The organism is Mesorhizobium sp. M0571, from assembly GCF_040320985.1.
In the GTDB taxonomy this organism is placed as follows: domain Bacteria; phylum Pseudomonadota; class Alphaproteobacteria; order Rhizobiales; family Rhizobiaceae; genus Mesorhizobium.
In genome coordinates this window covers 106,739-132,249 of the sequence record NZ_JAMYQT010000009.1, presented here as the reverse complement: position 1 = coordinate 132,249, position 25,511 = coordinate 106,739, and the positions used below count along the sequence as shown (strand labels likewise).

The 25,511-nt window shown below is 62.0% G+C and carries 27 protein-coding genes and 1 pseudogene; 12 read left to right on the top strand and 16 right to left on the bottom strand.

Features of this window, described 5'->3' with window-relative positions:
- Positions 1-187 precede the first annotated feature (187 nt).
- Positions 188-730 carry a hypothetical protein gene (locus tag NKI85_RS13520; RefSeq protein WP_352527325.1) on the top strand — a complete coding sequence of 181 codons (543 nt, stop codon included), beginning with the start codon at positions 188-190 and terminating at the stop codon, positions 728-730.
- A 21-nt stretch (positions 731-751) separates the two neighbouring features.
- Here NKI85_RS13520 and NKI85_RS13515 read toward each other — a convergent pair.
- The 3 genes and pseudogenes from NKI85_RS13515 to NKI85_RS13505 all read right to left on the bottom strand — a co-directional run.
- Positions 752-1,791 (bottom strand): annotated as a pseudogene (locus tag NKI85_RS13515) (MFS transporter); the annotation flags it as partial.
- An 89-nt stretch (positions 1,792-1,880) separates the two neighbouring features.
- Positions 1,881-3,290, bottom strand: a complete 1,410-nt coding sequence (gene chrA, locus NKI85_RS13510; RefSeq protein ID WP_352776817.1) for a chromate efflux transporter — start codon at positions 3,288-3,290, stop codon at positions 1,881-1,883.
- 10 nt (positions 3,291-3,300) lie between these two features.
- On the bottom strand, positions 3,301-4,281 hold the full coding sequence (locus tag NKI85_RS13505; protein ID WP_352527323.1) for a chromate resistance protein ChrB domain-containing protein: 981 nt from the start codon (positions 4,279-4,281) through the stop codon (positions 3,301-3,303).
- A 433-nt stretch (positions 4,282-4,714) separates the two neighbouring features.
- Between NKI85_RS13505 and NKI85_RS13500 the strand changes: the two genes are divergently transcribed.
- Positions 4,715-5,533, top strand: a complete 819-nt coding sequence (locus NKI85_RS13500; RefSeq protein WP_352527322.1) for a DUF1259 domain-containing protein — start codon at positions 4,715-4,717, stop codon at positions 5,531-5,533.
- Positions 5,534-5,819: 286 nt separating this feature from the next.
- On the opposite strand, the gene NKI85_RS13495 is transcribed toward NKI85_RS13500, so the two are convergent.
- Positions 5,820-5,993 carry a hypothetical protein gene (locus tag NKI85_RS13495; protein WP_352517435.1) on the bottom strand — a complete coding sequence of 58 codons (174 nt, stop codon included), beginning with the start codon at positions 5,991-5,993 and terminating at the stop codon, positions 5,820-5,822.
- Between the two features lie 132 nt (positions 5,994-6,125).
- Here NKI85_RS13495 and NKI85_RS13490 point away from each other — a divergent pair, with 132 nt between their 5' ends.
- The 7 genes from NKI85_RS13490 (at position 6,126) to NKI85_RS13460 (ending at position 11,846) form a co-directional block, all read left to right on the top strand.
- A complete protein-coding gene (locus tag NKI85_RS13490) occupies positions 6,126-6,599 on the top strand; it encodes a chromate resistance protein ChrB domain-containing protein (protein ID WP_352517436.1) in 474 nt (157 codons plus the stop codon).
- A 57-nt stretch (positions 6,600-6,656) separates the two neighbouring features.
- Entirely contained in the window at positions 6,657-7,010 is a 354-nt protein-coding gene (locus tag NKI85_RS13485) for a hypothetical protein (protein ID WP_023802351.1), read from the top strand.
- A 54-nt stretch (positions 7,011-7,064) separates the two neighbouring features.
- A complete protein-coding gene (locus tag NKI85_RS13480; protein ID WP_352527320.1) occupies positions 7,065-7,958 on the top strand; it encodes a DUF1259 domain-containing protein in 894 nt (297 codons plus the stop codon).
- A gap of 45 nt (positions 7,959-8,003) precedes the next feature.
- The gene (locus NKI85_RS13475) at positions 8,004-8,798 is read left to right on the top strand and encodes an ABC transporter ATP-binding protein (protein ID WP_352517438.1); all 795 of its coding nucleotides are present in this window, start codon (positions 8,004-8,006) and stop codon (positions 8,796-8,798) included.
- On the top strand, positions 8,785-10,182 hold the full coding sequence (locus NKI85_RS13470) for an ABC transporter permease subunit (RefSeq protein WP_352527319.1): 1,398 nt from the start codon (positions 8,785-8,787) through the stop codon (positions 10,180-10,182). Before NKI85_RS13475 ends, NKI85_RS13470 begins: the two co-directional genes overlap by 14 nt.
- A complete protein-coding gene (locus NKI85_RS13465; protein ID WP_352517440.1) occupies positions 10,166-10,891 on the top strand; it encodes a LamG domain-containing protein in 726 nt (241 codons plus the stop codon). The genes NKI85_RS13470 and NKI85_RS13465 overlap by 17 nt, the downstream gene beginning before the upstream one ends.
- A gap of 181 nt (positions 10,892-11,072) precedes the next feature.
- Positions 11,073-11,846: a sulfite exporter TauE/SafE family protein gene (locus NKI85_RS13460; RefSeq protein ID WP_352527391.1), complete on the top strand. Its 774-nt coding sequence runs from the start codon at positions 11,073-11,075 to the stop codon at positions 11,844-11,846.
- Positions 11,847-12,059: 213 nt separating this feature from the next.
- Here the strand turns inward: NKI85_RS13460 and NKI85_RS13455 are convergent, their stop codons facing one another.
- From NKI85_RS13455 to NKI85_RS13410, 10 genes are all read right to left on the bottom strand, one after another.
- A complete protein-coding gene (locus tag NKI85_RS13455) occupies positions 12,060-12,209 on the bottom strand; it encodes a hypothetical protein (protein WP_502896090.1) in 150 nt (49 codons plus the stop codon).
- Positions 12,210-12,212: 3 nt separating this feature from the next.
- Positions 12,213-13,196 carry an oligopeptide/dipeptide ABC transporter ATP-binding protein gene (locus NKI85_RS13450; RefSeq protein ID WP_352527318.1) on the bottom strand — a complete coding sequence of 328 codons (984 nt, stop codon included), beginning with the start codon at positions 13,194-13,196 and terminating at the stop codon, positions 12,213-12,215.
- Positions 13,189-14,202, bottom strand: coding sequence for an ABC transporter ATP-binding protein (locus NKI85_RS13445; protein WP_023722128.1), 1,014 nt, complete (start codon positions 14,200-14,202; stop codon positions 13,189-13,191). The genes NKI85_RS13450 and NKI85_RS13445 overlap by 8 nt, the downstream gene beginning before the upstream one ends.
- Positions 14,199-15,110 (bottom strand): ABC transporter permease, encoded by a 912-nt coding sequence (locus NKI85_RS13440; protein ID WP_352527317.1) that lies wholly within the window; start codon positions 15,108-15,110, stop codon positions 14,199-14,201. Before NKI85_RS13440 ends, NKI85_RS13445 begins: the two co-directional genes overlap by 4 nt.
- Before the next feature lie 4 nt (positions 15,111-15,114).
- Positions 15,115-16,056 (bottom strand): ABC transporter permease, encoded by a 942-nt coding sequence (locus NKI85_RS13435; protein WP_352527316.1) that lies wholly within the window; start codon positions 16,054-16,056, stop codon positions 15,115-15,117.
- 28 nt (positions 16,057-16,084) lie between these two features.
- The gene (locus NKI85_RS13430; RefSeq protein WP_352527315.1) at positions 16,085-17,647 is read right to left on the bottom strand and encodes an ABC transporter substrate-binding protein; all 1,563 of its coding nucleotides are present in this window, start codon (positions 17,645-17,647) and stop codon (positions 16,085-16,087) included.
- A gap of 163 nt (positions 17,648-17,810) precedes the next feature.
- Entirely contained in the window at positions 17,811-18,251 is a 441-nt protein-coding gene (locus NKI85_RS13425) for a YqaA family protein (RefSeq protein ID WP_352527314.1), read from the bottom strand.
- 9 nt (positions 18,252-18,260) lie between these two features.
- On the bottom strand, positions 18,261-19,583 hold the full coding sequence (locus NKI85_RS13420; RefSeq protein WP_352527313.1) for an MFS transporter: 1,323 nt from the start codon (positions 19,581-19,583) through the stop codon (positions 18,261-18,263).
- A 60-nt stretch (positions 19,584-19,643) separates the two neighbouring features.
- Positions 19,644-20,987, bottom strand: coding sequence for a cation diffusion facilitator family transporter (locus NKI85_RS13415; RefSeq protein ID WP_352527390.1), 1,344 nt, complete (start codon positions 20,985-20,987; stop codon positions 19,644-19,646).
- A gap of 9 nt (positions 20,988-20,996) precedes the next feature.
- Positions 20,997-21,278: a metal-sensing transcriptional repressor gene (locus NKI85_RS13410; protein ID WP_352495699.1), complete on the bottom strand. Its 282-nt coding sequence runs from the start codon at positions 21,276-21,278 to the stop codon at positions 20,997-20,999.
- Positions 21,279-21,384: 106 nt separating this feature from the next.
- Here NKI85_RS13410 and NKI85_RS13405 point away from each other — a divergent pair, with 106 nt between their 5' ends.
- Genes NKI85_RS13405 through NKI85_RS13395 form a run of 3 tightly spaced genes read left to right on the top strand, consistent with a single transcriptional unit; the run spans position 21,385 to position 23,354 of the window.
- Positions 21,385-21,768, top strand: a complete 384-nt coding sequence (locus tag NKI85_RS13405) for a hypothetical protein (RefSeq protein ID WP_352527312.1) — start codon at positions 21,385-21,387, stop codon at positions 21,766-21,768.
- A 48-nt stretch (positions 21,769-21,816) separates the two neighbouring features.
- Entirely contained in the window at positions 21,817-22,554 is a 738-nt protein-coding gene (locus NKI85_RS13400; protein ID WP_352495696.1) for a HupE/UreJ family protein, read from the top strand.
- An 11-nt stretch (positions 22,555-22,565) separates the two neighbouring features.
- Positions 22,566-23,354, top strand: a complete 789-nt coding sequence (locus tag NKI85_RS13395) for a hypothetical protein (protein WP_352527311.1) — start codon at positions 22,566-22,568, stop codon at positions 23,352-23,354.
- Between the two features lie 164 nt (positions 23,355-23,518).
- On the opposite strand, the gene NKI85_RS13390 is transcribed toward NKI85_RS13395, so the two are convergent.
- Together NKI85_RS13390 and NKI85_RS13385 are read right to left on the bottom strand one after the other, a co-directional pair.
- On the bottom strand, positions 23,519-24,232 hold the full coding sequence (locus tag NKI85_RS13390) for a HoxN/HupN/NixA family nickel/cobalt transporter (RefSeq protein ID WP_352527389.1): 714 nt from the start codon (positions 24,230-24,232) through the stop codon (positions 23,519-23,521).
- Positions 24,233-24,253: 21 nt separating this feature from the next.
- On the bottom strand, positions 24,254-24,898 hold the full coding sequence (locus NKI85_RS13385; RefSeq protein ID WP_502898595.1) for a DUF1007 family protein: 645 nt from the start codon (positions 24,896-24,898) through the stop codon (positions 24,254-24,256).
- Positions 24,899-25,511 lie beyond the last annotated feature (613 nt).

Sequence of the window (25,511 nt, the reverse complement as noted above, 5' to 3'; positions counted from 1 at the left end):
ACCCAGTGCGGCATGGTTCCATCAGTTGCCAGATGCCTGAACATTGCATCAACTGCGCAGGCGCTTCGCGCCTCCATCAAGCCACCAGATCAATACCGGCCATGCAGGCGCCGACAGTCCGGAACAACGAGTGTCGTAGCCCGTTCAGGATAAGTGGTTCGTCCACAATCAGCTACGCGAGATAGACATGTTCCGATTTCTAGCGTTGGCAGGGACCATCTTGGGTCTGACGATGTCGCCGGCGCAGGCCGCCAGTGATGCGGATCAGGCTGTCGAACAATTTCACCGTACCTGTCTGGCCGAGGGTCCCAATTTCGAGCGCATGATAGAGACCGCGCACGAGCGCAGGTGGACACTTATTGCCGAAGCAGGCTTCGCCGAACTCGCGCCAATCGCTAATCCAACCTCAGTGGAGGCATGGCTGGTGGCCGAAGCGGAGGAAGGATTGCCAGCAGGAACCATCATCGGCACCACCAAGGCAACGATGAGCGGCAAACCGGTGCAGACGTGTACGCTGGCATTTCCCGATATCGATCAAGAGGCATTTCGGAAGAGTTTCTTCACCCGTACGGATGCCGAGAAGATTGCCGAAGATCGCGATACGGAGGAGTTCTCGCGTCTCTACATCTTCGTTGCCGGCGGACGTAAGCAATTTGTCCGGCTGGTGGTCGTGCCTTCAACGCCACCAGGAAACCCGCGCGTCGTTGCCAGTTCGATCATGGCCGACTGACATGTCATTCCTCCCGCCCCCGTGCTCCTCTGGAGGGCGAACACTGCGAAATGTCGCGAGCAGCAGAAGGTCGTAGATAATTTTCAGCCCACCGGCGATGATCAGGGGCCAGCCGAAGCTGGAGACGGCAAGGAGAGCCCCTGCGAGGACTGGACTGGCGGCCGCCGCGAGGCTGCGCGGGACGGCGGTGATGCTCGCCGCGGCAGCCCGCTCTTCGGGCGTCACCACGGCCATGACGTACGATGTGCGAGTCGGCACGTCCATCTGCGACAGCCGGTCGCGGCGAGCGACAGGCCGAACCGTTGAAAGAGCCAAAGGGCCAACAACGACTGGACGACGAAGCCGCCTGCGAAAGCATCGAGGCTGAAGAGTGCGGCGAGCGTTAGAACGATGGAGCGAGACCTGCGCAATGGCTGTGCCGACACTCTGTTTGTGTCAGGCGCGTCACTCGGCAGCCGCCGATAGAGGAGCACCGCCGCCAACCCAAGCGAGGCATAAAATAGAAAAGCTGCCTGGAGGGCCTGTTTCATTTCCAGGCCGATGGCGTCGCGGAGAAAGTCGGGCGCTCCTGCGGCCAGCGCTCCGACGGCGCCGGCGAGAGAGCCGATGAGGCTGTAGCGCGCAAAGAGCGCCGTGCGGTCGCGGTCGGTGACGCTCTGCGCAAGCTGCGCATGTTCGAGCGGTAGAAACACGCTGACGTCCCCTGAAGATGGGTTCAGCGTGCCGACGAACGCGATGAGAAGCAGCGGCCAGAAATCGTGAACCACAGCGAAGACGATCCCCGTGGCTATCATCAGGACGGCCGCTGCGGTCAGCAGCGCGCGACGGGAGAAGCGATGCGCGACGATCCCAACAGCCAGGGTGAGAACGGCTGAACCCGCGAGCGTCGCCGTCGACAGGGTTCCGATCTCGAAGGCGTCGAAGCCGAGCGTGGCCAAATAGGCGGGAAGCAGGATGCTGACCAGACCGTCACCGAACGCCCGGAGTCCCCTGGATGTCAGCAGGTTCGCGGCCGTCGGCTCAGCACCCGCAGGAAGGAGCCTGAACCGTTGCTTCGAAATAGCTTTGCGCAAGCCATGTGCCAGCCACTGTAACGTCAACGATGCCTCCACCTCCTCACCCCACGGGTCAGGGCGCTGGCTGCACGGGGTTAGATCGCTCCCGTCGCCATCCCGTAGAGCAGCCCGAGGATCGAACAGCCGGCGAGCACCGGGAGCATGCCGATCTTGAAACGGAACACCGCCAGCAGCGCACCCAATGTCAGGACGAGCGACGGGATATTGACGGAGCTGAATGCGGGCACATCGACCGTCATGCCGAACCCTTTGACCTCGCGCAGTGCTCCAAACAGAACGTGAAGGGCGAACCACACCGCCAGGTTCAGGATCACGCCCACCACGGCCGCCGTGATGGTCGCCAGCGCGGCGGACAAGGCCTTGTTGCTGCGCAGCGTTTCCACGAACGGCGCACCGACAAATATCCAGAGGAAGCAAGGTGTGAAGGTGACCCAGGTGGTGAGCAGGCCGCCCAACGTTCCAGCGAGCAGCGGATTAAGCGATCCCGGCGCTCGATACGCGCCCATGAAGCCAACGAACTGGGTTACCATGATCAAGGGGCCAGGCGTCGTCTCCGCCATGCCAAGGCCGTCCAGCATCTCGCCTGGCTTCAGCCAGCCATATGTATCGACAGCCTGCTGCGCCACGTAAGCGAGGACGGCGTAGGCGCCTCCGAAGGTCACGACCGCCATCTTCGAGAAAAACACCGCGATATCGGCGAAGACATTGCCGGACCCAAACAGCACGAAAAGGCCGAGGACAGGTGCCAGCCATAGCACCAGAAACACACCGCCGATCTTCAACGACCAGCTGACCGGCGGGCGAGCATGAGCAGGAATGCCTTCGCCGAGCGCCGATTCCGCATCGGCGACCTGCTTGCCGCCGACCTTGCCATGGCCGTTGCCCGCCATGAAAGGTGCCAGCCCGGCCCGCCCGCCGACATACCCGATCACTGCAGCCGTCAGGACAATGAGCGGGAACGGGACATGGAAGAGGAAAAGCCCAATGAAAGCGGCGGCAGCGACCGCTACCATGACGTTGTTCTTGAGCGCCCGCTTGCCGACGCGGATAACCGCCTCGAGCACGATGGCGAGGACGGCGGCCTTCAGGCCGAAGAAAAGCGCCTGCACCGCGCCAACATTGCCGAAGATCGCATAGATCCAGCTCAGCGCCATGATGGCGATCACGCCCGGCAATACGAACAGCGTGCCGGCCACGAGCCCGCCTCGGGTTTTATGCAGGAGCCACCCGATGTAGACGGCGAGCTGCTGGGCCTCCGGTCCTGGCAACAGCATGCAGTAGTTCAGCGCATGCAGGAACCGCGTCTCGCCGATCCAGCGCTTCTCCTCAACGAGGATGCGATGCATTACCGCGATCTGGCCGGCCGGGCCACCAAAACTCAACGCCGCCACACGCGCCCAGACCCGCACTGCTTCGCCGAAGGGGATGCCATGCGAAGGGTCATCGCCGAGCGCATTCGGATGGACGGCACGAACGCTGGTCATTGGTTCCCCTTCACCCGCGCTTCTGGCGGAAATATCGATAGAGGTTGTCGAACACCGAAGCACCCTCGGCGATCCGTTGCTCGTCTTCCGCATTGGCCATGGCGATCCCAGCGATCAGGCTGGCGATGCCGGTGGTTTCCTCGCGACTGAACTTGCCGTCCTTGAGGTCGATGTCATGGACAATCTCGGCGATGGCCTGCAGCGCCGGGTCGACTAAGCCACTACGATTGAGCAGTACCTCGAAGCTGCAGCGGTCCCCTTCATGGGTGATTTCGCCTTCGAACATGTCGAAGCGCAATTCGCCCTCCTTTGGCACGTGTCCCTTGCCCGCCACGAAGCGGATCGTTGCATCGGCATCGATGAAGCGATGGATCAGCCAGCTGCAGGCGATGCGGTCGACATGCACGTCCAGCCGCGTGACCCAGGTCCGGCCCTTGACCTCACCCAGCTCGGCCGTCTTCTTCGGTTCCTTGGTCATGGCCTTGTCCTCTATAAGCTGAGCCTCGAGCTCGGCGATCAGTCCCTCGGCGGCGAGCCGCCCGCTGGCGCCGAAGAAGTCGATCGCCACGACTTCGGCAAGCCGCTTGCGCATTCGACCGAGTTGCGCGCGGGCATCCGCGCGCCGATCCTCGGTCTTGTCGGAGTCGATAGCCGCCGTTAGATCGCGCGCTGCCTTGGCGATCTCTGCATAGTCGATGTCCCGCGCGGCATCGAACAGCGCCCGAACCTGTGCGTCCGTCAGGCCGTCGATCAGACGCGCCTCACACACCATCGCCTCACCGCCACCGTCGATAATTTCCTTCAGGAGCCATTCGAAATCCTCCTGCGTTTCTGCATCGGCGGGCAGCGCATAGACTGTGCTTTTGACCGCAACTGCGCCGATACCCTGCAGCCGCCGCCAGATCTTTACCCGGAAATAGGCTGGTTTGGTCGGCAGCTGATGGATCAAGAGCAGCCAGCGCTGCTCGGTCCCAAGTTCCCCTTCGCTCATCAGCACACCGTATCACCGAGAAAGGCAAATGCAACACTTGTATCATATTATATTCAGGCGTAGCGTTGACGTCTCGCAGACTGTCTCGCTGATGCCTGACAGGAGGTGCCGAAATGACAGCCTCGGGTGGGGCTAGCCAGTCAGGATCATCCGCGACTCGGGCCGTCGGACGCACCGCAGCTACGCTCATGACTGCCGGCATGATCATCGGAACGGGTATTTTCGGTGCCCTTGGTGCGACCGCCGAGCGGGCCGGTCCCGCCCTTCTGCTGGCAATGATCCCAGGTGGGCTGGCTGCTTCGTACTGCTCTTTTTCATACCACCCCTGCACCTATAATGGTGACGCTGGCGTTGGCGTTCGGCACTCGATTCATTGTGTGGCGCCAACGGAAATCTGGTTCGGTTAGTGCTCGATGAAACGAGGAGGTCTAAGATGCTCGATACCCAAGCTATTGAATCCCTTACCGGACTGAAGGGACAGACCACGGGTGACGTGCTCAAGTTATCGGTCCCGCGCAGTGAAGTGAGAATGACCCTGGACGGCTTTGAGATCATTCCGTTTATGGGCCTCACCTCCTGGGTTAGTTTTAAACAGGGGGCACATCATGCCACGTTGATGGGCGACATCGTCGTGCTCGAAGATGAAATCGAGGACGCGATGGCCGCAGCGATCCAGGCGAACCTTTACGTAACAGCCCTACACAATCATTTCGTCCGCGAGCAGCCGCGCGTGATGTTTATGCATGTCGAGGGTACGGCTGATGAAACTGCGTTGGCGACAGGAGCGCATAGGATTTTTGAAGCGATAAAGATCGTGCGCCAGAAGCATCCTGTCGAACCCGCCATCAAGAAAGTGAATAGTAGCTTGGACGCGCCGCCGCTTGAGGCGATTGTCGAGCACAAGGGCGAGAGCAAGGACGGCGTGCTCAAGTTTGTCCTGGGGCGCCCATCCGTGCCCGTCGTCTGCACACGCTGTGGCGAGCTCAATATTGATGCCGCAATGGGCTATAACACATGGGCAGGCTTCCAGGGCACGGACGAGCGCGCCGCGGTCTGCGGCGACTTTGCGATGCTCGAAAATGAAGTCTCTTCGGTCATCCGTGAACTGCAAGCTGGAGCGATTGGAGTAATGGCGGTGCACAATCACATGTTCTTTGAAGACCCGCGGATCATCTTCTTGCACTACTGGGGCATCGGCAATGCTCAGGCGTTGGCACAGAGCTTGAGGCGGGCACTCAACACGCAGCAATAGCCGGTCGCAGTCGCCACAGGAGTCATGCGACCGCCGCGCGCTCGCGATACAATGGCAGCGGAAATGTGTCGAAAGCCAAGAACTTCGGCGCAGCGCGCTCGGGTTGGCGGCGCGACGGCGGTGGGAAGGTCGGCCTGGGTGGCGGTTCCGTCGAAGTTGCCATATTCGTCGATGCTGGCAGGGCCGAACGGCACATCTCTTCGGGACAGCCGTTGGCATCGATCCAGTCGATGTCACGGCGGACCCCAAACATGGATGTGCGGCGGGGTGGGCCAAGATCGAAAACCTATCTCCGGATCAGCGGCCAAACGCCGAGCAGGATAACCGCCAGCGCTGCGCCGATGTCCAGAACATGTCCCGTCTTGGCCCGCAAGATTTCGGTGCGCGCCATCAGATCTTCACCCGGAGAGGCCGGCTTGCTCGGCAGCTGATGGATAAGGAGCAGCCAGGGCTGTTCCATTCACTCATAAGTGAACCGTATCACGGGTAAGATAAATGTAACACTTGTATCATTCTTTAACCAGGCGTAGCGTTGGCGGTCTCGCAGCAGTAGGCCGCGCTGAGTGGCGCCAACCTAAAGGGAGACAAGGCCATGAAATGGGTTACCCGCGAACGTCCGGTGATCGACCGTATTGCTTGTCCCTGGCTGATCGCCCGCTTCATCGACACGGAGCCAGAATTCCTGTTCGTGCCGCCGGATCGGGTGATCCCAGTTGCCCAGGAGACGGGCGCTACACCCTATGACGTGCCCGGTGTCGAGTTCACGCATGTGGGTGACGGCTGCAGCTTCGATACCTTCGTCTCGAAATACGGCCTCGAGCGCGATCCGGCGATCGTGACGATCGCCTCGATCGTGCGCGGCGCCGACACCGATCGGCACGATCTCATGCCACAGTCGGCGGGACTGCTTGCGATCTCCATGGGGCTCCGGGACGTCACGCCGGACGACCATGAGGTGCTGAGGCACGGCTTCGTCATCTACGATGCCCTTTATGCCTGGGCCTCGCGCCGCAAAGCGGAGACGCACAGCTGGCCGCCGGCCATGAAGCCTACGGCGGCGGCCTAAAAGATGATTACCCTCGAAAGAAACAGCCCGGGAACTGCTACGGTTGGTCGGCGGCTGATGGCCGCCATCGCCTTTGGCTTCAGCCTGATTGCTGTGAATGCCGCGGACGCGGCGGACACGTTCCGGCACCTCAAGGGCAAGGAGATCAAGGCCAAGTTCGCCGGCATGGATTTCACGGACGACGTTCATTGGGCGGATGCGTTCGGCCGCGACGGACGGATCGTGCGCTACGACATGGGCAAGAAGAACGCCGGCAAGTGGCGCGTCGAGAAGGGGCAGCTCTGCATTTCCGTTGAAGGCGAAGAGACCTGCTATCAGGTATGGATCTCAGATACCGCAGTACAGCTTCGTGACCCGGATGGGACGTTCTTCCTGGAGGGCGTGCTGCAGAAGCCCTCTGCACGCGACTAGCGTCTCGGATTGAAAGTCATTGGGCATATTGGGGCAGACCACAAGGAGAAATCCATGCGTGCAAAACACATCACCGGCGCAATGCTGATAGCGATGTCGGCGCTTCTCCAACCGGCGTCAGCGGCACCCGATTGGCAAACTGTCGCGCAGACACTTGGCAAATCCGGATCGGAAATGCCTGGCGGCGTTTATAGAGTTGGCTTGCCACGAACCGACCTGAAGGTATCGCTCGACGGCATGTCCCTGAAGCCAGGCTTTGCGCTCGGAGGCTGGATCGCCTTCGATCCCATGGGAAATCAGGCAATGGTCATGGGCGACATCGTTCTGACGCAGGACGAGGTGAACCCGGTCATGAAGAAGCTTGAAGAAGGCGGCATCGAGATCACCGCGGTGCACAACCACCTGCTGCGCGCGCAGCCGATGACGCTCTACATGCACCTCTTCGGCCAAGGTGATCCCGTAGCACTCGCCACAGCGCTTCATGCCGGCTTGGCTCTGACGAAGACGCCGATGGCTGCATCCGCCGGTTCGCAGGCGGCGGCCGCTTCGAAGATCGAGTTCGACACGGCGGGTGTCGACCAAGCTATTGGCTACAAAGGCAAGGCCAACGGCGCGGTCTACCAGTTCACTATACCGCGCGCAGAACCGGTCGAAGAAAATGGCATGGATGTGCCGGCCGCCCTGGGCTCCGCCATAGCGATCAACTTCCAGTCGACTGGCGGCGGCAAAACGGCGATCACAGGTGACTTTGTGCTGACTGCCAAGGAGGTCAATCCGGTTATCAGGGCGTTGCAAGGCAACGGCATCGAGATCACGGCATTGCATAGCCACATGCTCGATGAGCAGCCGCGGCTCTTCTTCATGCATTTCTGGGCGAACGACGATGTGCAGAAGCTGGCGAAAGGCCTGCGCGCAGCCCTCGACAAGGTCGCCGTCAAAAAGAGCTAGATTGGGCGTCCGCGCGCGCGTCCAACGGCGGAGTTCGGCCGGGCAATGCCCAATCGCACGCCGGGAGGGAATCAGCCGATGTTGATGCGAAGCCGGATGCCTGACAAGGCGCAAATCGCAACACCGCCAGCGAGCGGAGTCGCCCTTCGGGTCGACGCCTTGACAAAGCGCTACGGCCCGCAAACAGCGTTGGCGGACGTTGCCTTCACGGTCGAAGCCGGCGAAGTTCTCGGTCTCATCGGACCGAACGGAGCCGGCAAAACCACGTTGCTCGAAGCAGTTGCCGGCGTTCTTCCCGCCGACTCGGGGACGATTTTCTGGCACGGCGCCCCTCTGCCACCTGCATTGCGCCGGAGATCGATCTTCTACCTCCCCGACGGCCTCCGGCCGTGGCGCGACCAGTATGTCGAACGGGTGCTCGCGTTCTTCGCCGGTGTTTACCGGACATCGGACCTCGACGTCGCGGACACAGTTAGGGCGGTCGGACTTGCACCGGTGCTGAACAAGCGGGTGCTTGCATTGTCCAAAGGGTATGCCCGTCGACTGATGTTGGCGCTTGCCCTGATTACGCCGCATCCACTGCTGCTGATGGACGAGCCCTTCGACGGCTTCGACTTGCGACAGACCCGCGAGATCATGGACGTGCTGCGCAAGGTTGCGGCGCAGGGGCGCAGCCTCGTCCTCGCCATACACCAGCTGCTCGATGCCGACCGCATATGCGACCGTTTCGTCTTGCTCGCAGAAGGCCACGTGCGCGGCGTCGGGACCTTGGGCGACTTGCGGGAGCGTGCGGGGATCCTCTCCGGTGGGTTGGAGGAGGTTTTCCTTGCGCTCACCTGAGGCAGCGGTACCGCTCGACGCTCCCTTCGGCCCCTTGCTGGCCAAGGAGCTGCGGGAAATGGCGAGCGGCCGGCCGCTCTGGACAATGCTGCTGATGCTCTGCCCTCTCGTCGGCTTCAGCTTCTTTCAGGCCGTGTCGCTCTACGGCGAAACGAGCGCTACTGCCCTCACCTCGCCTGGGCTCGCGAGCGCACTATCCCCGCTGGACGGCGTACTGGTTCCGACGTTCGGCGGCTTCTACGTCGCCGTTACGCTGCTGTTTCCCTTTGTTGCCATACGCGTGCTCGGCAACGAAAAGGAGTCCGGCGCCTTGCGGCTCCTGATCCAGCTGCCCTATCGACCGCCGACTTTGATTGGCGCCAAGCTGGTCGCCGTCTTCGCAGCTTGGCTCATTGCCAGTATCCCTGCGCTCTCTGCGCTCGCGATTTGGGAGTTCATGGGCGGACATCTGTTCGTCGCCGAGACCCTGAATCTTGTTCTCGGACATCTCCTCTACGGCCTGTTGGTCGGCGCCATCGCGTTATTCGCAGCTGCGCTTACCGAGAGCGCGGCAACCGCGGCGATTGTCACACTCGGCTTCACACTCGGATCGTGGGTCATCGACTTCGCGGCGGCCAGCCAACCCGACCTCCTTGGCTGGTCGTCGCGGCTGTCGCTCACGCAAACGCTGCACACCTTTGAGCTCGGATTGTTGTCGCTCAGTTTGGTCGTCGGGGTGCTTGCGGCGATTCTTGGATTTGCCGCACTCGCTGCCATCTGGCTCCCCATGGGTGCTACCGTGCGCATCAAGCTTGTCCGTTCGCTCATCTGCCTCGTGGCGACCTGTCTTGTGATGGTCGCGGCTACCCAGATCAGATGGTCGGCCGATGCGACCGAGGACCGACGGAACTCTTTCTCGCTTGCCGACCAACAGGCCCTGGCGCACCTCAGCGATCAGTTGACCGTCACCGTTCACCTGGCGCCCGAAGACCCCCGGTACGCCGATTTGCGAACAAGCGTCCTATCGAAGCTCGAGCGGGTCATTCCACGGATTGTCATCCGTTTTGCAGGCGACCAGCAGAGTGTTGTCGGCAGCGCAAGCGATGAGTCGTATGGCGAAGTCGAGTACAGCTATGGCGGCCGGTCGGCCGTCAGTCGATCGACCGGCACCGAGGAGGTACTGCCGCTCCTTTATGGGCTCGCAAATGTACCCCTGCCCGTGCCGGCGACCGGGGCCGGCGATTATCCCGGCTATCCGCTCGTCGCGGCTCCGTGGATCGCGCTTCCCTGGTTCGTCGGCGGCCTGCCGCTGCTCGTCTGGGTTGCTTGGTGGCGGAGCCGCCGCGCACCGGCCATCAAATACACTTCAAGCCAGAAGGAGATCAGCCGTGAACATCTTACATAGCCTCAAGACAATTGCCGCGGCAGGTGTCGGCTTGGTGGCCTTGCTGCTGCCCGCTTCGGCGGGTTCGCCGGACATCGTCAATTTTTCGGACGAGGAAGTTGGCACAGATTCGAAGGCGATGCCCGGCGTGGTAGGCATTTGGCGGATCGAAACGGAAGGCGACAACAAGGTGTTGGCCGTCGACGGGCGCCAATGGAAGGAGGGACAGACTTCCGCTGGTCTCGCAGACAAGGCGCGGGCCCTCTATGGGGAGCGGTACGCCGAGTTCCTCGACCGCGTCCAGGCCTATGCATACTTCCCCTATGCTGTTCTTGAGGGCGTGCCGGATTTCCGCGATGGAGAGATCGCCGTCCGTTTCGAGGGCATCAGCGGCCGCATCGACCAGGGTGCAGGGATATTGTTCAACCTTAAGCCCAATGGCGACTATCTCACGATTCGCGCCAACCCTCTGGAGAACAACCTTGTGTTGTGGAAGTTCGAAAAGGGGAAACGCTCGTCGGTGACCTGGGTCAAGAACACCCCAACCTCAACCCATGAATGGCACGACCTGAAGGTGCGCATCGCCGGCACCAAGGTCGAAGGCTATGTCGACGGCAAGCTCTACCTGCAGGACACGCTGCCTGAGCCGGTGACCGGGCGTGTTGGCTTGTGGTCGAAGGCCGACAGTCACGTGTATTTTGATGACTTCACCGTAACTCCGGCTGGTTAGGCGGTACGCTTTCAACCAGCTTTCAAAGCTAGTACGGTGCGCCGGAGTCCGGTCTTCCGGGCGCCCGCGTTTGGCCCGGTAACGGGTGATTATTTCCATTGCACACGAGACTCAAAGGCGGGCCGGGTTTTTGCGAACCGATGCGTTCGGAACGATCGAAGGCCCGCTTCGTTCTGATCCGATGGACTGGATTAGACTAGGCCTCCTGGCGTTGGCGGGGTTCCTCACCTGGGCGCTGAACACCCTCTCGGCCGGAGGCGGAGGTCTATTGCTGATCCCCGCCGTGACTTTCATCACAGCGAGCGCGGCGGTTGCGCCGGTCATCACCTTGACCGAGCTCATCGGCAATCCCATTCGCGCCCTGGCCTTCCGGCGCGACATCGATTGGAGCCTGGTCCGTTGGTACCTGCCCGGCGCCATCGCCGGCGCCGCTGCGGGCTCCTGGCTCTTCGCCAACAGTCGGGCGGAATGGCTCCAGATACTCATAGGGATCTATCTGATCAGTGCAGTCTGGGAATTTCGCGGCGGCGCGCGCGAGCGGAGCTACCGAGCCCGCCGCTGGTGGTTCCTCCCGGCCGGCCTGATCGTCGCGCTGTTGTCGGCGCTGATGGGCACGGTGGGACCCGTCTTGAATTCGCTCTATCTGAACTACGGTTCGGAGAAGGAGACGTTGGTCGCCACGAAATCGGTGAACTCGTTTGTGACAGATGTCATCAAGATCGCGGTATTCACCGGACTCGGCGCGCTCGGTGGTCAGGCGGTCATGTACGGCGTAGCCGCGGGTTTGGGCGCTGCCCTTGCCAATCTGCTGGCCAAGCCTTGGCTCGAACGCCTGAGTGGACGACAGTTCCGCGGCCTTGTGGTCGCGCTCATGGCTGTGAGTGGAGCGCTGATGATCTGGAACCAGCACAGCTTCGTTGTGCAGGCCTGGCGCGCGGCCACAGGAATGTCTTAACAATGTCGCTGTTGGCTGGAGCGCTGCGCCGTAGCTTGGTTGACCGGTCGCGCGATGCGCAGAAGCTGGCGAAGGCCTGCGCGCAGCCCTCGACAAGGTCGCCGTCAAAAAGAGCTACTAGGCTTCCCGTCCGCCTATATCAGACGGGGCTCTTCGGCTGGTTTCTTCGAACCAGCCGACCTAACCAGCTCAGCTTCGAGAAGATTCGCGACGTCAGATGACGCTCTGCGTCACGGCGGCAAGAACAAGATAATGGCCGACTTTGGCGGCAGTGACCAACAAAACGAAAACCCGAAAAAGCTCGCGCAGGACACCGGCAATGACGGTCAGCTTCGCGAAACGCGTTGGGCGCAGAAACGCCATCTTTCAGATAACCGGGCGGCGGCCGCTATCGGCCAGATGACAGGCTGCAACGCCGCCATGCGGCACGGATCGCAGCATTGGTTCCTCGACCCGGCAGACATCGATCGCCACCGGACAGCGCGTGTTGAATCGACACCCCGGAGGCGGCGCGCTCGGGCTTGGCGGATCGCCGGCGAGAATGATCCGGCGGCGTCCCGCTTCGATGCGGGGATCGGGAGAAGGAACAGCCGACAGCAGCGCCTGGCTGTAGGGATGGGCCGGCTCGCGAAACAGCGGGCGGGTCAGGCCGGCTTCCGAGATGCGGCCGAGATACATCACCGTCACGTCCGAGCAGACCTCGCGGACGATCGCCAGATCGTGCGCGACAATGACAATGGTCAGACCAAGCTGCTTCTGCAGCGACGTGAACAGGTTGACGATCTGCGCCCGGATCGAAACATCGAGCGCGCTGAGCGGTTCGTCGCAGACCAGTATGGACGGCTTCAGCGCAAGCGCGCGCGCAATCGAAACGCGCTGCCGCTGGCCGCCGGAGAGTGACCTTGGCAAACGGTCGAGCACCGTCGCAGGCAGCGCAACCAGGTCCAGAAGCTCGGCGATGCGGCGGCGGCGCTCGACTGATGAGCCGAAGCGATGGATCTGCAGCGGCTCCTCCAGCGTCTGGTAGACGCTCTGGCGGCGGCTCATCGACCCCAACGGGTCCTGAAAGACGAACTGGACTTCGCGGCTGAACGACTTCCTGTCCGATTTCAGCCATTCGGCGCGATCCCTTCCCCCAATCAGGACGGTGCCTTCGCTCTCCTTCTGCAAACCGACGATGGTGCGGGCCAGCGTGGTCTTGCCGCAGCCGGACTCGCCGACGATGCCGTGGAACGCGCCGCGCGCGACCGTCAGGTTTATGCCATCGACCGCCCGCACCGCGCCGACACCCGAACGGTTGGCGAAATGGACCTTTAGTCCCCTGACCTCGATCGCCGCGACATCAGACATGGACGGCGATCCCCTCTCGTTTCAGCACGACCGGGCAAGCCACACGGTGCGGGCTCGTCGACGCGGATATCGTCTGCAACGGCGGCCGGTGCTGCCGGCAACCGGCTTCGACCAGTTCGCAGCGCTCGGCAAACCGGCAACCCGGTTCCAGCCGGATCTGGTTTGGCGGCAGGCCCGGTATCTCGCGGGTCGCCGCGCGTTCGTCGGCGCGAAAATCCGGCACCGATGCGAGCAGCCCGCGCGTATAGGGATGGACCGGCCGGGTCAGCACATCCATCGCCGTCCCCTCCTCCGCCACTTGGCCGGCGTAAAGCACGATGACGCGGTCGGCGACGGAAGCGACCACGCCGATATCGTGCGTGATCAGCACGACCGCGATGCCATCCTCGCGCTGGATCTGACGGATGAGCTCCAGGATTTGCGCCTGGACGGTGGCGTCCAGCGCCGTGGTCGGCTCGTCTGCGATCAGCACGCGCGGCCGGGCCGCCAGCGCCAGCGCGATCATCGCCCGCTGCAGCATGCCGCCCGACATTTCGTGCGGATAGCGGTTGTAGCGATCCTCAGGGTCCGGAATGCCGGAGCGTGCCAGAAGCGAGACCGCTTCCTTGCGCGCGGCCTCATGCGACAGGCCGGCGAAGCGGCGCGCCTGGCGGGCCAGCTGCGGGCCGATTTTCAGCATCGGGTTCAACGCGCTCATCGGGTCCTGGAAAATCACGCCGAAATAGCGCCCGCGCAGGTCCGACAATTGCCGGGAACCGATGCTGAGCAGTTCGCTTCCGTCGGCTCGCGCCGATCCCTTCATGTCCACGGTCACGCCCTCGGGCAGCAGGCCGAGCGGACCGAGCGTCATTACGGTCTTTCCCGAACCGCTTTCGCCGACGACCGCGACCGTTTCTCCGGGACGGACGTTGAACGACACCCCGTCCACCGCCCGCACCGAAACGGTGGTGGCGTAGAGGTCGATGACCAAATCTTCGATGGAATAGATCGGCTGAGCGTCGCTCATGCTGAAGTCGTTCCCGTTTCGACGGCGTTACGCTCGGCTTCTTCGCGAGCGCGCGCCTTTCGGCGTCTGCGCAAGGTCGCGCCGCGAACCGGCCGCGGCACCTTTTGCAATGCGAAGGCTTCGCCCAGAAGGTTGAAGCTGACCACGACCAGCGTCAGCGCCAGACCGGGCAGCACGACGAGGCGCGGCACCTCCTCGATGTAGCTCATGCCGTCGACCAGCATCTGGCCCCATTCCGGTGTCGGCGGTGCGACGCCAAGTCCGAGAAAGCTGAGCGTGGCGATGGCCAGCACAAGCGCGCCGGCGTCGGCGCTTGCATAGACCACGACGAGGGCAAGCACATGCGGCAGGATATGGCGAACAAAAATCCACAGATGACCGGCGCCCATCACGCGGGCCGCCTCGATATAGGGCTGCTGCAGCTCGGCGGTGACGACGGCGCGGCTCATGCGGGCATAGTTCGCCCACCACGCCAGGGTGAGCGCCGTGATCATCGACCAGTAGCCGGTGCCCAGAATGCCGATCAACGCCAGCGCGATCACCAAGCTGGGAAGTGCCAGCGCAATGTCGATGATGCTGATAAGGACGAGCTCGACACGGCCGCCGACATAGCCGGCGAAGGAGCCGATCGTGACGCCGATCGCCAGCGCGGCGACAAGCACGATCACCATCGCCACCAGGGAAATGCGGGCGCCACCGACGATGCGGCTGAAGACGTCTCGGCCGAGATAGTCGGTGCCGAGCCAGTGGTTCCAGCTCATGCCCTCCAGTGTCGCCGAATAGTCCTGCGCACTTGGATCGTAAGGCATGATCGCAGGAGCGAAGATGCCGATCAGCACAAAGCCGATTACGGGGAGCAGCACCAGCCACGGCCAGTCCTTGATGTCCCTGATAGCGGAAATGTTCATCGCCTCATGCTCCCCGCGCCCGGCGCATTCGCGGATCCGCGACGATGCAGATCATGTCGACGATGAAATTGACCATGACGAAGAAGACGACAAACAGCAGCAGCACCGACTGCATGCCGATGAAGTCGCGGAAACGTATCGCCTCGATGAAAAAGGCACCGACGCCGCGCAATGCAAATACCGTCTCGACGACGATCGATCCGATGATCATCAGCGTGAATTGCGCGCCGAATGTCGTCAGGAACGGAATGGCGATGTTGGGCAGCGCCTCGCGCAGCAGCACCTGCGTTCTGGTAAAGCCTTTTGCGAAGCCCGTTGTCGCAAACGGCCGCGACATCGCTTCCTGGAGGTTGACCCGAACGACGCGGCTGAGAACGGAGGCCGGGAACAGCGCGATCGTCACCCACGGCAGAAGCCACGAGGTGAAGCCGCTGGTGCCGAAGGTGGGCACCCAGCCGAGCATGACCGAAAACACGATGACCAGCAGCGCCGCCACGAAGAAGTTCGGGGTCGACGCGCCGATCAGCGAAAATGCATGGAGGAACCTGTCCATCACGCCACCATTGCTGACGGCGCCGGCAATGCCGAGCGCGATCGAGAAAATGAAGGCGAGAATGCCGCCGCCGGCAAGCAGAGCCGCCGTCATCGGAATGCGGGCGGCAAACTCCGAAGAGATCGGCTTTCCCGTTCGCAGCGATATGCCGAAATCCCCGGCCAGCGCGCCGGAAAGCCAGCGTCCGTAGCGGATCGGCAACGGGTCGTAGAGACCGAGCTCGTTGCCAATCTTGGCGATCATTTGCGCGTCAGCGCCAGGACCTGCCGCACGCTCGGCAATGAGCGCCGCAACATTGCCCGGAGCCGCCGCAACCAGGGCGAATGTCAGCGCGGATGCCGCCAGGATCAAAAGGCAGGCAAGCAGCATCCGTCGCAGGATCGTGCGTTTCATCGTCAGGCCTCACTCGGGCTCGAACTCTTCAGGCCTTCAGCGTGATCGCCTTGAACGGCAGGTCATAGTCGGTCGCCGGAAGCGAGAAATTCTCCGCGCGCGGATTGTGGGCCCACAGCCGCTGGCTGACGACGAGCGGACAGATGGCGGTGTTGTCGTAGAGCCAGTCGTAGAGGGCCTGCATCTTCAGGTCGCGTTCGGCGCCGCTCGCCTCGAGCGCAGCCTTGACTACGCCGTCGAGCGCGTCCGAGACATAGATCTTGCCGTCGGGCCCGCTGTCCGCCGTCGAGACGAAGGCATTGCCCAGCGTGCCGTGCGGATCGTAGGGCGCGCCATAGGTGGTGAAGAAAGCGAGATCATAGTCGAAGGCCGGACGCCGTTCATGCATGGTGGCATTGTCCACCGAGGAGACTTGGACCTGGAAACCAACCTCGGACAATTGACCCTGGATCATTTCGGCGATGCGCCGCGATCCCGGCAGGGACTCTTCGGAAACCAGAAAGTCGATGGTCAGAGGAGAGCCAGCCTTGGTCCAGGCGCCGCCGCTCTCTGCCCAGCCCCCGTCGGCAAGTATCTTCTTGGCCGCCGCCACGTCACGCACCGGCACGTCATGCCGCTTGCCCGACGACGGCACGTTCGCCGGGAACAGATCGGCGGCCGGGTCGGCAAAGCCCTCGAACAGGACCTTGGCGATCGCCGCCCGGTCGACCGATGCATAGACGGCATCGCGAACGGCCTTGTCGGCGATGATCTTCGACTTCGGCGAATAGCCGAGCAGCATCGTCGCGGTGCCCGGCTCGGCAACAACCTTCATGCCGTCGCTTTCCAGCGCACGGGCGCGGCGCGGCGATAGCGTCGCCACCCAGTCGCCACCGATGACATCGAGGTCGCCTGAGCGGAGGCCGTTGGCACGAGCGAGTTCATCGGGAACCACCTTCAATTCCATGCGGCTGAAAAGCGGCTTCTCGCCCCAGTATTTGTCGTTGCGAACGAGGCTGGTGCCGCTCGAATCGTATTTTTCGACGATCCATGGACCGGTTCCGATCGGCGCCGTCTGCTTGCCATCCTTGTCGACTGCCTTGGGCGACAGGAAACGAACTGGGCGGACGATGGTGAGTTCGAGCAGTGCGGCCGGCACCGGTCGCTTCAGCTTGACCGTCAGCTTGTTTGGTCCATCGGTGACAATGCTGTCGAACGCATCGGAAATGCCGATCCAGGAGAAGTCGCTCACCCCCATCCATCGCTTGAGGTTCCATTCGGCTGCGGTGGAATCGAACGGCGTGCCGTCGCTGAAGGTCACGCCTTCACGCAGATCGAAAGCGATCGAAAGCTGATCGTCGGCAATGGTCCATTTGGTGGCAAGTCCCGGCTCAAGCGCACCGTTCTGGCCGTAGTGGATCAGCGCATCGAAGACGATGGTGTAGGTGCTCAGCGTTGAAACATTCTGCAGCAGGTCGAGATCGCCGGTCTCCGCGGAGATGGCAATCTTCAGCGTGTCGTTGGTTTCGGAAAAGGCGGTGCGTGGCAGCGCGGCGGCGAAGGCAAGGCCGGCGGTGGAAACAAGGAAATTGCGGCGGTCGAGAGTGATCATTTCAGTTCCCCATTTTTGATTGATTGGTAGCGATTGTACACATGCATTCCCATTTGTATAGACATATTCGGCGCCAATCCAAGTTGGCGCGCAGCGCTGCGCTTGGCAAAGGAAAGCGCCATCCCGCGTAATGTCGCCGTGCCGGCGCGGGTCTCGACAAGCGCTAAGTCCAGCTCAGCGTCATCGCCGCCAGCGCGAGGTAGCGGCCGACCTTCGCGATCGTGACGATCGCAAGGAAGCTCCAGAATGGCTCCCGCAGCGCCCCCGCCACGACCGTCAGCGGATCGCCGACGAGAGGCAGCCAGCTCAACAGCAGCGACCATCGTCCATAGCGCTGATACCATCGCGTCGCGCGCGTCAACGCGGAGGGCTTTACCGGGAACCATTTGCGGTTGCGAAAGCGATCGATCCCCCGGCCGAGCCACCAGTTGACGATCGAGCCGAGCACATTGCCTGCGCCTGCGAAAGCGATGAGCAGAGCCGGAGCATGGCTTCCTGTCAGGAGCAGTCCCGCAAGGGCTGCTTCCGATTGCATCGGCAGAATGGTCGCCGCGGCAAACGCGGTCAGGAAAAGACCGCCATAGATGGCGAGCTCGCCAGACATTTCGAGCTCTCAGCTTGCCGTGGGCCATTTCGGGTGCCGATCATCGACGACGTAGCCATGCGAATGCTCATAGCCCGCTTCCGACCATACTGCGTCGCCGATGTGCCGGTCGTCCTTAGGCAGATCGACATGCGTATGCACAAGCACGTCGGGATCGTGTTTCGGCCAGAGCCAGATCGCGGCAAGCAGGGCTGCGGCGCCAATGATGCCGAGCAGAATGAAGGTGAAGGGCAATCCCATTGCTGCACCGACGCGCCCGGCAATGGGATAGGTGATCAACCAGCAGGCATGCGAAAGCGCGAATTGGGCAGCAAACAGAGCGGGCCGGTCGACGGCATCGGCGGAACGCCTGATCAATCGGCCCGAAGGCGTCTGCGCCAGCGAATAGCCGAGCCCCAGCACGAACCAGAGCGGCAGCAGCAGATAGTAGCTGCCGGCGAGCGGTCCTACCAGCACGCCCGCGACCAGGATCGCGGCGCCCGAGAGCATCGCAACCCGGTCCGGGACATTTTCCAAAAGCCGCGGGAGGGCAAGGGCTGCAATCATCGATCCGCCGCCGAAGGCTGCGAGCGCCAGCGCCGTGTCGCTTTGGGAAAGGCCGAACTGCGCCTGTACCAGGACGACCGTGTTGACGATCACCATCGCGCTTGCCGCCGCGATGGCGAGATTGAGCGCCAGCAGGCCGCGCAATCGCGGCGTCGCCAGATAGATGCGGATTCCGCGCGTCGTGCGCTCATAGATGCCGCGCGGCTCCGAGGCTTGCGGGCTGGGCAGCACCACGGAGACGACCAGCGCCGCGGACGCCAGGAAGCCGACAACCGTACCGGCGAACAGGCCGTGGAAGCTGATGACGGAAAGCAGCGCCGCCGCCAGCATGGGACTGACGACGCTTTCCAGGTCGTAGGCCAGTCGCGACAGCGACAGGGCCCGCGTGTAGTCCTTCTCCTCGGGCAGCACGTCAGGGATCGAGGCCTGGAAGGCCGGAGTGAAGCCTGCCGACGCCGACTGCAGGACGAAGATGAGAAGATATACCTGCCAGACTTCGGTAACGAAGGGCAGGAACACCGCGACCGCAGCCCGGATGAGGTCGAGCGAAACCAGCATGGTGCGGCGCGGCAGGCGCTCGGCGAACGCAGCGGCGACAGGCGCCACGCCGACATAGGCGATCATCTTGATGGCGAGCGCCGTGCCGAGCACCGCGCCGGAATCGGCGCCGGCAAGATCATAGGCCAGCAGCCCGAGCGCCACGGTGGCAAGGCCGGTGCCGATCAGGGCGATGACCTGGGCCAGGAAGAGATGACGGTAAGTGCGATTGGCCAGGACCTGAAGCATATTTGTCTTCTTGCAGCGGATGACGGTTCGTCGAGAACTGGCGCGAACGGCCTGCCTGTCTCAGTGATGGTGACCTTCCGGCTCGACCATCTTGAACGGCAGCACCTGCTCGCGACCCTTCGCGGCCAGGATCAACCTCGCCTGGAACTCATGCGGCTCGGCAGGGGCGACGGTGCTCTCAAGCCGATGATGGTTGTCAGCGGCGGGCTCGAGGCGAAGCGTCTCTGGCCCTTCGGGTCGATCGATGATCACCGTCGCCGTCAGATCGTCGGCGTGGCGATCGATGGTCAGCCGCATCCGCTCGCCAGCCGGTGTATCGACGATTTCCAATGTTCCTGCAGCCAGATCGCAGGCGACCTTGAAGGGCGCCGGCGCATGATGGTGAGCATGAAATGTTTCTGCGCCAGTGACGGCCGGCCCGGCCGGGCTCACCAGGCGGACATTGGCTTCGGCCAACGCCGGCAAGTGGGCGAACAACTCCTGCTTGAGGGCTTCGGTTACGCCCAGCACGTCCTTGGCCGTCGCCGTCTCCGGTACACTGACGGCGACGTCGGCATGCAGACGATGTCCGATCCAGCGCGCCTGCACGCTTTCAACGCGCCCGATGCCGGACACGTGTTCGGCGGCATGATGGATTTCATCGACGATGGCAGGCTCGACTCCGTCGAGCATGCGCGTGAGGACGGCTTTCGACGACTGCCAGACGATGGCGAAGATCGCCACGGTGATCAACAGTCCGATGATCGGATCGGCAAGCGGAAAGCCCAGCCAGACGCCGATAGCGCCAAGGACGACTGCCAGGCTGGTGAAGCCGTCGGTGCGGGCATGGTAGCCGTCCGCGATCAGCGCCGCGCTGTTGATCTCTCGGCCGACGCGGATGCGAAATACGGCCACCGCTTCATTGCCGATGAAGCCTATGAGGCCGGCGATGGCGACCCAGCCGAGAAACGCGATGGGACGCGGATTGATCAGCCTGTCGATCGCTTCATAGCCTGCGACGATGGCGCTGAAAAGAATGATGAGAACGATGACGATCCCGGCCAGATCCTCGACGCGGCCCAGGCCGTAGGTGAACGCCTTGCTCGGTTTGCGGCGGACCAGCATGAAGGCGATCCACAGCGGGACGGCGGTGACCGCGTCGCCGATATTGTGGATGGTGTCGGCCAGCAGCGCCACGCTGCCGGAGAGGAACACGACCACAAGCTGGAGCGCTGCCGTGACGGCCAGAACGACGAATGACCATTTGATTGCCCAGATGCCGCGCGTCGTCGTGGCGATCGTCGGATCGATGACGCCGTGGGTGTGGCCATGGCCGCCATCACCATCACCATGATCATGTCCATGGCCGCCGAAGCCCTGCGTCATCGGACCGAAGCCGAACCAGTCGCGTATCTTATCCATTATGGTGTTCTCTCACAGGTACTTGGTGATATCCTTGAACTCGTCGATCGAGCGGCGCTGCTCGCGCGCCAGCGGCCCGACGACGTCTTCAAGGCAATGGTTGAGATGATCCTGGATCAGGGTCTTCTTGGCTTGCGCGATGGCCCTCTCGACAGCATGGAGCTGCTGGGCAAGATCGAGGCAGGGCCGGCCCGCTTCGATCATTTCGATCACGCCCTTCAGATGTCCGCCAGCCCGCTTCAGGCGCTTGACGATATCGGGATGGGTTTCGTGGGTATGAGGCTGCTCGCTCATCTCTTGATACTATCCTCTTGGAGGGGATACAACAAGCCTCAAAGAGGCCTCGATTCCGGTGCAGTCAACAACCATTCGTTAGGATTTTGGAGAATAATCGCCGTTCATGCCGAATCGGATCCACAGCACAGTTTTTTGTCTGGTCATCGCTTTAGCGATGATGTTCGGCGTGCTGCGTCCTTTCGGCTATTCGACCTCACACGATCCGATCGCGATTGCCACCGCGGTTGAACGTCACGGCAGAGCCGCCGCGCAGATCGAAGATCATGACCACGCACACGATGACGGCGTTGCCGACGAGCAGAGCGCTGGCCATTTTCACGGGCACGATGCGGCAGACCATTCGCACGAGACGGCGAGCACGCCTGTCGGGTTCGCACCGACCTTTCCGCAGGTCGAACGGAGCTGGCTGAATTATCCGCCGACTTTCCTCGATCCGGGCACGACATTCCGGCTTGAGCGACCGCCGAGGCCATTCCTCGCCGCATGATCGCGGCCGCTCACGCGGCCACCCTCAACGACGAAGATTGGAAATTTTATGCAAGGACCCTTCGACCGGGGCCGACCACGCGCGCGTCGCACGTGTGGGCGATCCGTCCTTCCCCTGCTTATCGCTCTCCTGACCCTGCCGCTGCTGACCGGAGCGGCCTTTGCCCATGCTGTCGCTGCCGGCGACAAGGGCTACATCCAGGAAATCTCGGGCATCAACGTGCTGCCCTTCATCTATCTCGGCGCCAAGCACATGGTGACCGGATACGACCACATCCTGTTCCTGTTCGGGGTAATCTTCTTCCTCTACCGGATGAAGCATATCGGCATCTATGTCAGCCTGTTCGCGCTCGGCCACTCCACGACCATGCTGCTCGGCGTCTATTTCAACGTCGGCATCAACAGCTACATCATCGACGCGATCATCGGCCTGTCCGTAGTCTACAAGGCGCTCGACAATATGGGCTCTTTCCAGCGATGGCTCGGCTTCCAGCCGAACACCAAGATCGCGACGCTGGTCTTCGGCTTCTTCCATGGTTTCGGCCTGTCGACGAAGATCATCGAATACAACATCTCGCCGGACGGCCTGGTGCCCAACCTTTTGGCCTTCAATGTCGGCGTCGAGATCGGCCAGCTCTTGGCTCTTGGCGCCATCCTGATCGTGATGGGCTACTGGCGCCGGACACGAAGTTTCTGGCGCCACGCCTATACCGCAAACGTCATCATGATGACGGCTGGTTTCCTGCTGATCGGATATCAGCTCACCGGCCTGTTCGTCGCCGCATAAGGAACCGAATCATGTACAACACCGACCTTCCCAGCCGCGCCGATTTGCCGACGTCAGCGCAGCTCAAGCGCTCCACCTTCATTGCCGCGCTGACGGCTTTCGCATTGCTCATCACGGTCGTCATGCCGTCCGAGTATGCGATCGACCCGACCGGAGCAGGCAGATTGCTCGGCCTCACCAGAATGGGCGAAATCAAGACACAGCTGGCAGCCGAGGCGGCAGCCGACGAAATGGCCAGCGCGAAGGCACCAACCGAGCGGATGACGCAAATGGTCCCTCCAGCCGAGTTGATGGCGCGCATGGACCGAATTGAAAACCTCCTCGTCGCCCTGACCGCCGAACGGCCTGCTTTGCAGCCGTCGCCAACTGGGGAGGCCGTTGCCCAAGACAATGTGACAGTTGGAGAGATCGCTCCTGCCGAGGCTCCGGCCATTGCTACAACGCCTGCCACCGAAGCAACCTCGGAAGCCCCGATCCAGCCAGATGGAAGGCAAGACGAGCTATCCTTCACGTTGGCGCCAGGCCAGGGTGCCGAAGTCAAGCTCGTGATGCGGCAGGGCGCCAAGGCAAACTTTTCCTGGACAGCTGACGGTGGCGTGGTGAACTTCGAGACGCACGGCGATGGCGGCGGTCAGTCCGTCAGCTATGAAAAGGGTCGCAGCGTTCCAGCTGACGAAGGTGCCATTGAAGCCGCCTTCGATGGAAATCACGGTTGGTTCTGGCGCAACCGCGGTGGCAGCGACGTGACCTTGACGATCCAGACTGAAGGCGACTACATCGACATCAAGCGTATGATCTAGCGCATACAGGGTCGCCCGGCGCCACTTCGACCGTCGGGCGTCACCTATCCGTCTGTTCCACCGACGAGCGCAGATGCGCGTCGAAGCTTTGCGCCGCGACGAAGACACGGCTGACCTTCAGGTAAACGGGTCTTGATCCACCGCTCGATCTGGTTCACGGCATTTCAGCCCGACGTGATCTGCCAAACGGCTACGCCGGCAAGCGCCAAGCCGGCAGCGCCCTCAATGGCTCGGGAAATGGCATCGAACAGGCGTGGCCGGCTATCGAAAAAATGCACCAGACGTTCACGAAACAGGATCGACAGCATCGCAACGCAAGACAGCGTCAGCGCCACGCCGGCCATCATGGTGATTGCAAAAAGAATGCCGGCGACCGGAACGCCTCTGGATATCGCAAAGGTCATCACGAAAAGCGTCAGCGGGCATGGGATCAGGCCGGCCATGACGCCGACGGCCTCGCCCTCATGCTTGTGGTGATGGCCGTGGCTCAATGCGCGCCAGAGCATCCAAATGCCGATCAGGCCAAGCAGGCCCCGACTGACGTCTTCCAGCAGCGGGGCGCGGCCAACACTGCCCAGGGCAATCGATACCAACGGCAACGAGAGCGCCGCGATCAGCACGGCAATCGTTACATGCGTGAAGGAGAGTGTCAGCGACACCAGAAGCCCACGCCGGACGCTGGCGTCCGATCCTGCCAGATAGGTGGCCAGGACAGCCTTGCTATGGCCCGGCGTCAGCGCATGCGCCGCACCGAACAGAATGCCCATGGGCAGAAAGGCCGTGAACGCCAGCCAACCGCCGCCGGCCGCAAGCAGTTTGATCTGCTCGGCCAGCGCCAGGTAAATCGTGCGTTGGAACTCGACCAGCGTCTGGAACATTGCCATCGAACCGGCTCCGGGTCAGCCGCACGTCAATTCGAGGCGCGTCGCGAAAATCTTGCCGAGATCGGTCCCCGTCGGATCACTGAAGAACGCGTCTGTCAGGCTCTTCTGGTTCTGCGCGATGGCCGTGTCCGGATCTGGACGGACGACGGAACGTGAGCAGCCTTGCGGCAGACCGGCCACCGCAAGCTTGTCGTCGTCGGTAAAATCGATTGCCGTGTAGAAGGTCGGATCGTAGACACCGATACTGACTTTTCCAGCAAGGGCCAACGGGTCCTTCGGCTGCGTTTCGAACTGGACGACGAGTTGATCGTTTTCATAGCTGACGCTGAACTTCGGCGGTGGCGCCATCGTCACGTCCTTGCCGTTCAAGGTCACCATCTGAAAGTAGTTGTACTCGGCCAACGACGCATGGACGGTGAGAGCGACTTCATCGAGTTCCTTCGCATCAAGGACAAGGTCGGAATTCTTGTCGAATTCCATCAGCACGGTGCTGGAAAAGAGGTCGTCGAAACGCCAGAGATGCCGAAGCGACTTGAGCGTTCTGTCTGGACCGACGGTCAGGTCCAGCGTCGCTTCGGCAAACACATGTGGATGGGCGTTCGCTGCCGCGGCGGAAGCGAGCAACAGCGCCGCGCCTGATACCATGCCTGTCAGTTGCATTTTTCGCTCACATTTCGTTCGTCGATTCCGCATCAGGCAGGACACCTGCCATTGCAAGCAGGCCGAAATGGGACGGGCCAAAGCCCATACCAACCTTGATCGATCAGGGCTGTGTTGCCTCATTTAAGGAGGCAGCTACCCAAGGTCGCCCTTCAGCGAATGTTTGAGCATGATCACCGCGATACCAGCAAGGATTGCCAGCACTATCATCCAGATAATCTTTTGCCGATCGCTCAATTTCCTGCTCCTGATCGATTCAGAGCATTCTTATCGCGAGTTCCTTGCAAACGCAAAAAGCCCCGCGTCCCGTGCAGATAACACCAGCTGATCCGCCCTAGTCGTCGCGATCGAGCTTGCAATGACCGTGTTCGATGTGATCCGGACCTTGGAACGTCAAATGGACAAGTGCTTGCGATTGCCGACTGTCAATATGCAGAGTTTGGAAACTTGCATTCCGTTTCTGTCCTCGCCGATTGTTTCGGCATCCGTCCGGGCGAAGAAACGCTCCTCGAATGGCGCGCCGTCGACATCGAATAGCTTTATGGAGCAAGGTTGCACGGACTTGCCATTCAAGTGGCTTTTGTCACCGCGATCATGGTTTTGGCCGGGAGGT

Excerpts from the sequence above, each read along its gene's own strand:
- NKI85_RS13520 (WP_352527325.1), top strand. The coding sequence starts at position 188 with ATGTTCCGATTTCTAGCGTTGGCAGGGACCATCTTGGGTCTGACGATG.
- chrA (WP_352776817.1), bottom strand. The coding sequence starts at position 3,290 with ATGACCAGCGTTCGTGCCGTCCATCCGAATGCGCTCGGCGATGACCCT.
- NKI85_RS13505 (WP_352527323.1), bottom strand. The coding sequence starts at position 4,281 with ATGAGCGAAGGGGAACTTGGGACCGAGCAGCGCTGGCTGCTCTTGATC.
- NKI85_RS13500 (WP_352527322.1), top strand. The coding sequence starts at position 4,715 with ATGCTCGATACCCAAGCTATTGAATCCCTTACCGGACTGAAGGGACAG.
- NKI85_RS13495 (WP_352517435.1), bottom strand. The coding sequence starts at position 5,993 with ATGGAACAGCCCTGGCTGCTCCTTATCCATCAGCTGCCGAGCAAGCCG.
- NKI85_RS13490 (WP_352517436.1), top strand. The coding sequence starts at position 6,126 with ATGAAATGGGTTACCCGCGAACGTCCGGTGATCGACCGTATTGCTTGT.
- NKI85_RS13485 (WP_023802351.1), top strand. The coding sequence starts at position 6,657 with ATGGCCGCCATCGCCTTTGGCTTCAGCCTGATTGCTGTGAATGCCGCG.
- NKI85_RS13480 (WP_352527320.1), top strand. The coding sequence starts at position 7,065 with ATGCGTGCAAAACACATCACCGGCGCAATGCTGATAGCGATGTCGGCG.
- NKI85_RS13475 (WP_352517438.1), top strand. The coding sequence starts at position 8,004 with ATGCCCAATCGCACGCCGGGAGGGAATCAGCCGATGTTGATGCGAAGC.
- NKI85_RS13460 (WP_352527391.1), top strand. The coding sequence starts at position 11,073 with ATGGACTGGATTAGACTAGGCCTCCTGGCGTTGGCGGGGTTCCTCACC.
- NKI85_RS13455 (WP_502896090.1), bottom strand. The coding sequence starts at position 12,209 with ATGGCGTTTCTGCGCCCAACGCGTTTCGCGAAGCTGACCGTCATTGCC.
- NKI85_RS13450 (WP_352527318.1), bottom strand. The coding sequence starts at position 13,196 with ATGTCTGATGTCGCGGCGATCGAGGTCAGGGGACTAAAGGTCCATTTC.
- NKI85_RS13445 (WP_023722128.1), bottom strand. The coding sequence starts at position 14,202 with ATGAGCGACGCTCAGCCGATCTATTCCATCGAAGATTTGGTCATCGAC.
- NKI85_RS13440 (WP_352527317.1), bottom strand. The coding sequence starts at position 15,110 with ATGAACATTTCCGCTATCAGGGACATCAAGGACTGGCCGTGGCTGGTG.
- NKI85_RS13435 (WP_352527316.1), bottom strand. The coding sequence starts at position 16,056 with ATGAAACGCACGATCCTGCGACGGATGCTGCTTGCCTGCCTTTTGATC.
- NKI85_RS13430 (WP_352527315.1), bottom strand. The coding sequence starts at position 17,647 with ATGATCACTCTCGACCGCCGCAATTTCCTTGTTTCCACCGCCGGCCTT.
- NKI85_RS13425 (WP_352527314.1), bottom strand. The coding sequence starts at position 18,251 with ATGTCTGGCGAGCTCGCCATCTATGGCGGTCTTTTCCTGACCGCGTTT.
- NKI85_RS13420 (WP_352527313.1), bottom strand. The coding sequence starts at position 19,583 with ATGCTTCAGGTCCTGGCCAATCGCACTTACCGTCATCTCTTCCTGGCC.
- NKI85_RS13410 (WP_352495699.1), bottom strand. The coding sequence starts at position 21,278 with ATGAGCGAGCAGCCTCATACCCACGAAACCCATCCCGATATCGTCAAG.
- NKI85_RS13405 (WP_352527312.1), top strand. The coding sequence starts at position 21,385 with ATGCCGAATCGGATCCACAGCACAGTTTTTTGTCTGGTCATCGCTTTA.
- NKI85_RS13400 (WP_352495696.1), top strand. The coding sequence starts at position 21,817 with ATGCAAGGACCCTTCGACCGGGGCCGACCACGCGCGCGTCGCACGTGT.
- NKI85_RS13395 (WP_352527311.1), top strand. The coding sequence starts at position 22,566 with ATGTACAACACCGACCTTCCCAGCCGCGCCGATTTGCCGACGTCAGCG.
- NKI85_RS13390 (WP_352527389.1), bottom strand. The coding sequence starts at position 24,232 with ATGTTCCAGACGCTGGTCGAGTTCCAACGCACGATTTACCTGGCGCTG.
- NKI85_RS13385 (WP_502898595.1), bottom strand. The coding sequence starts at position 24,898 with ATGCAACTGACAGGCATGGTATCAGGCGCGGCGCTGTTGCTCGCTTCC.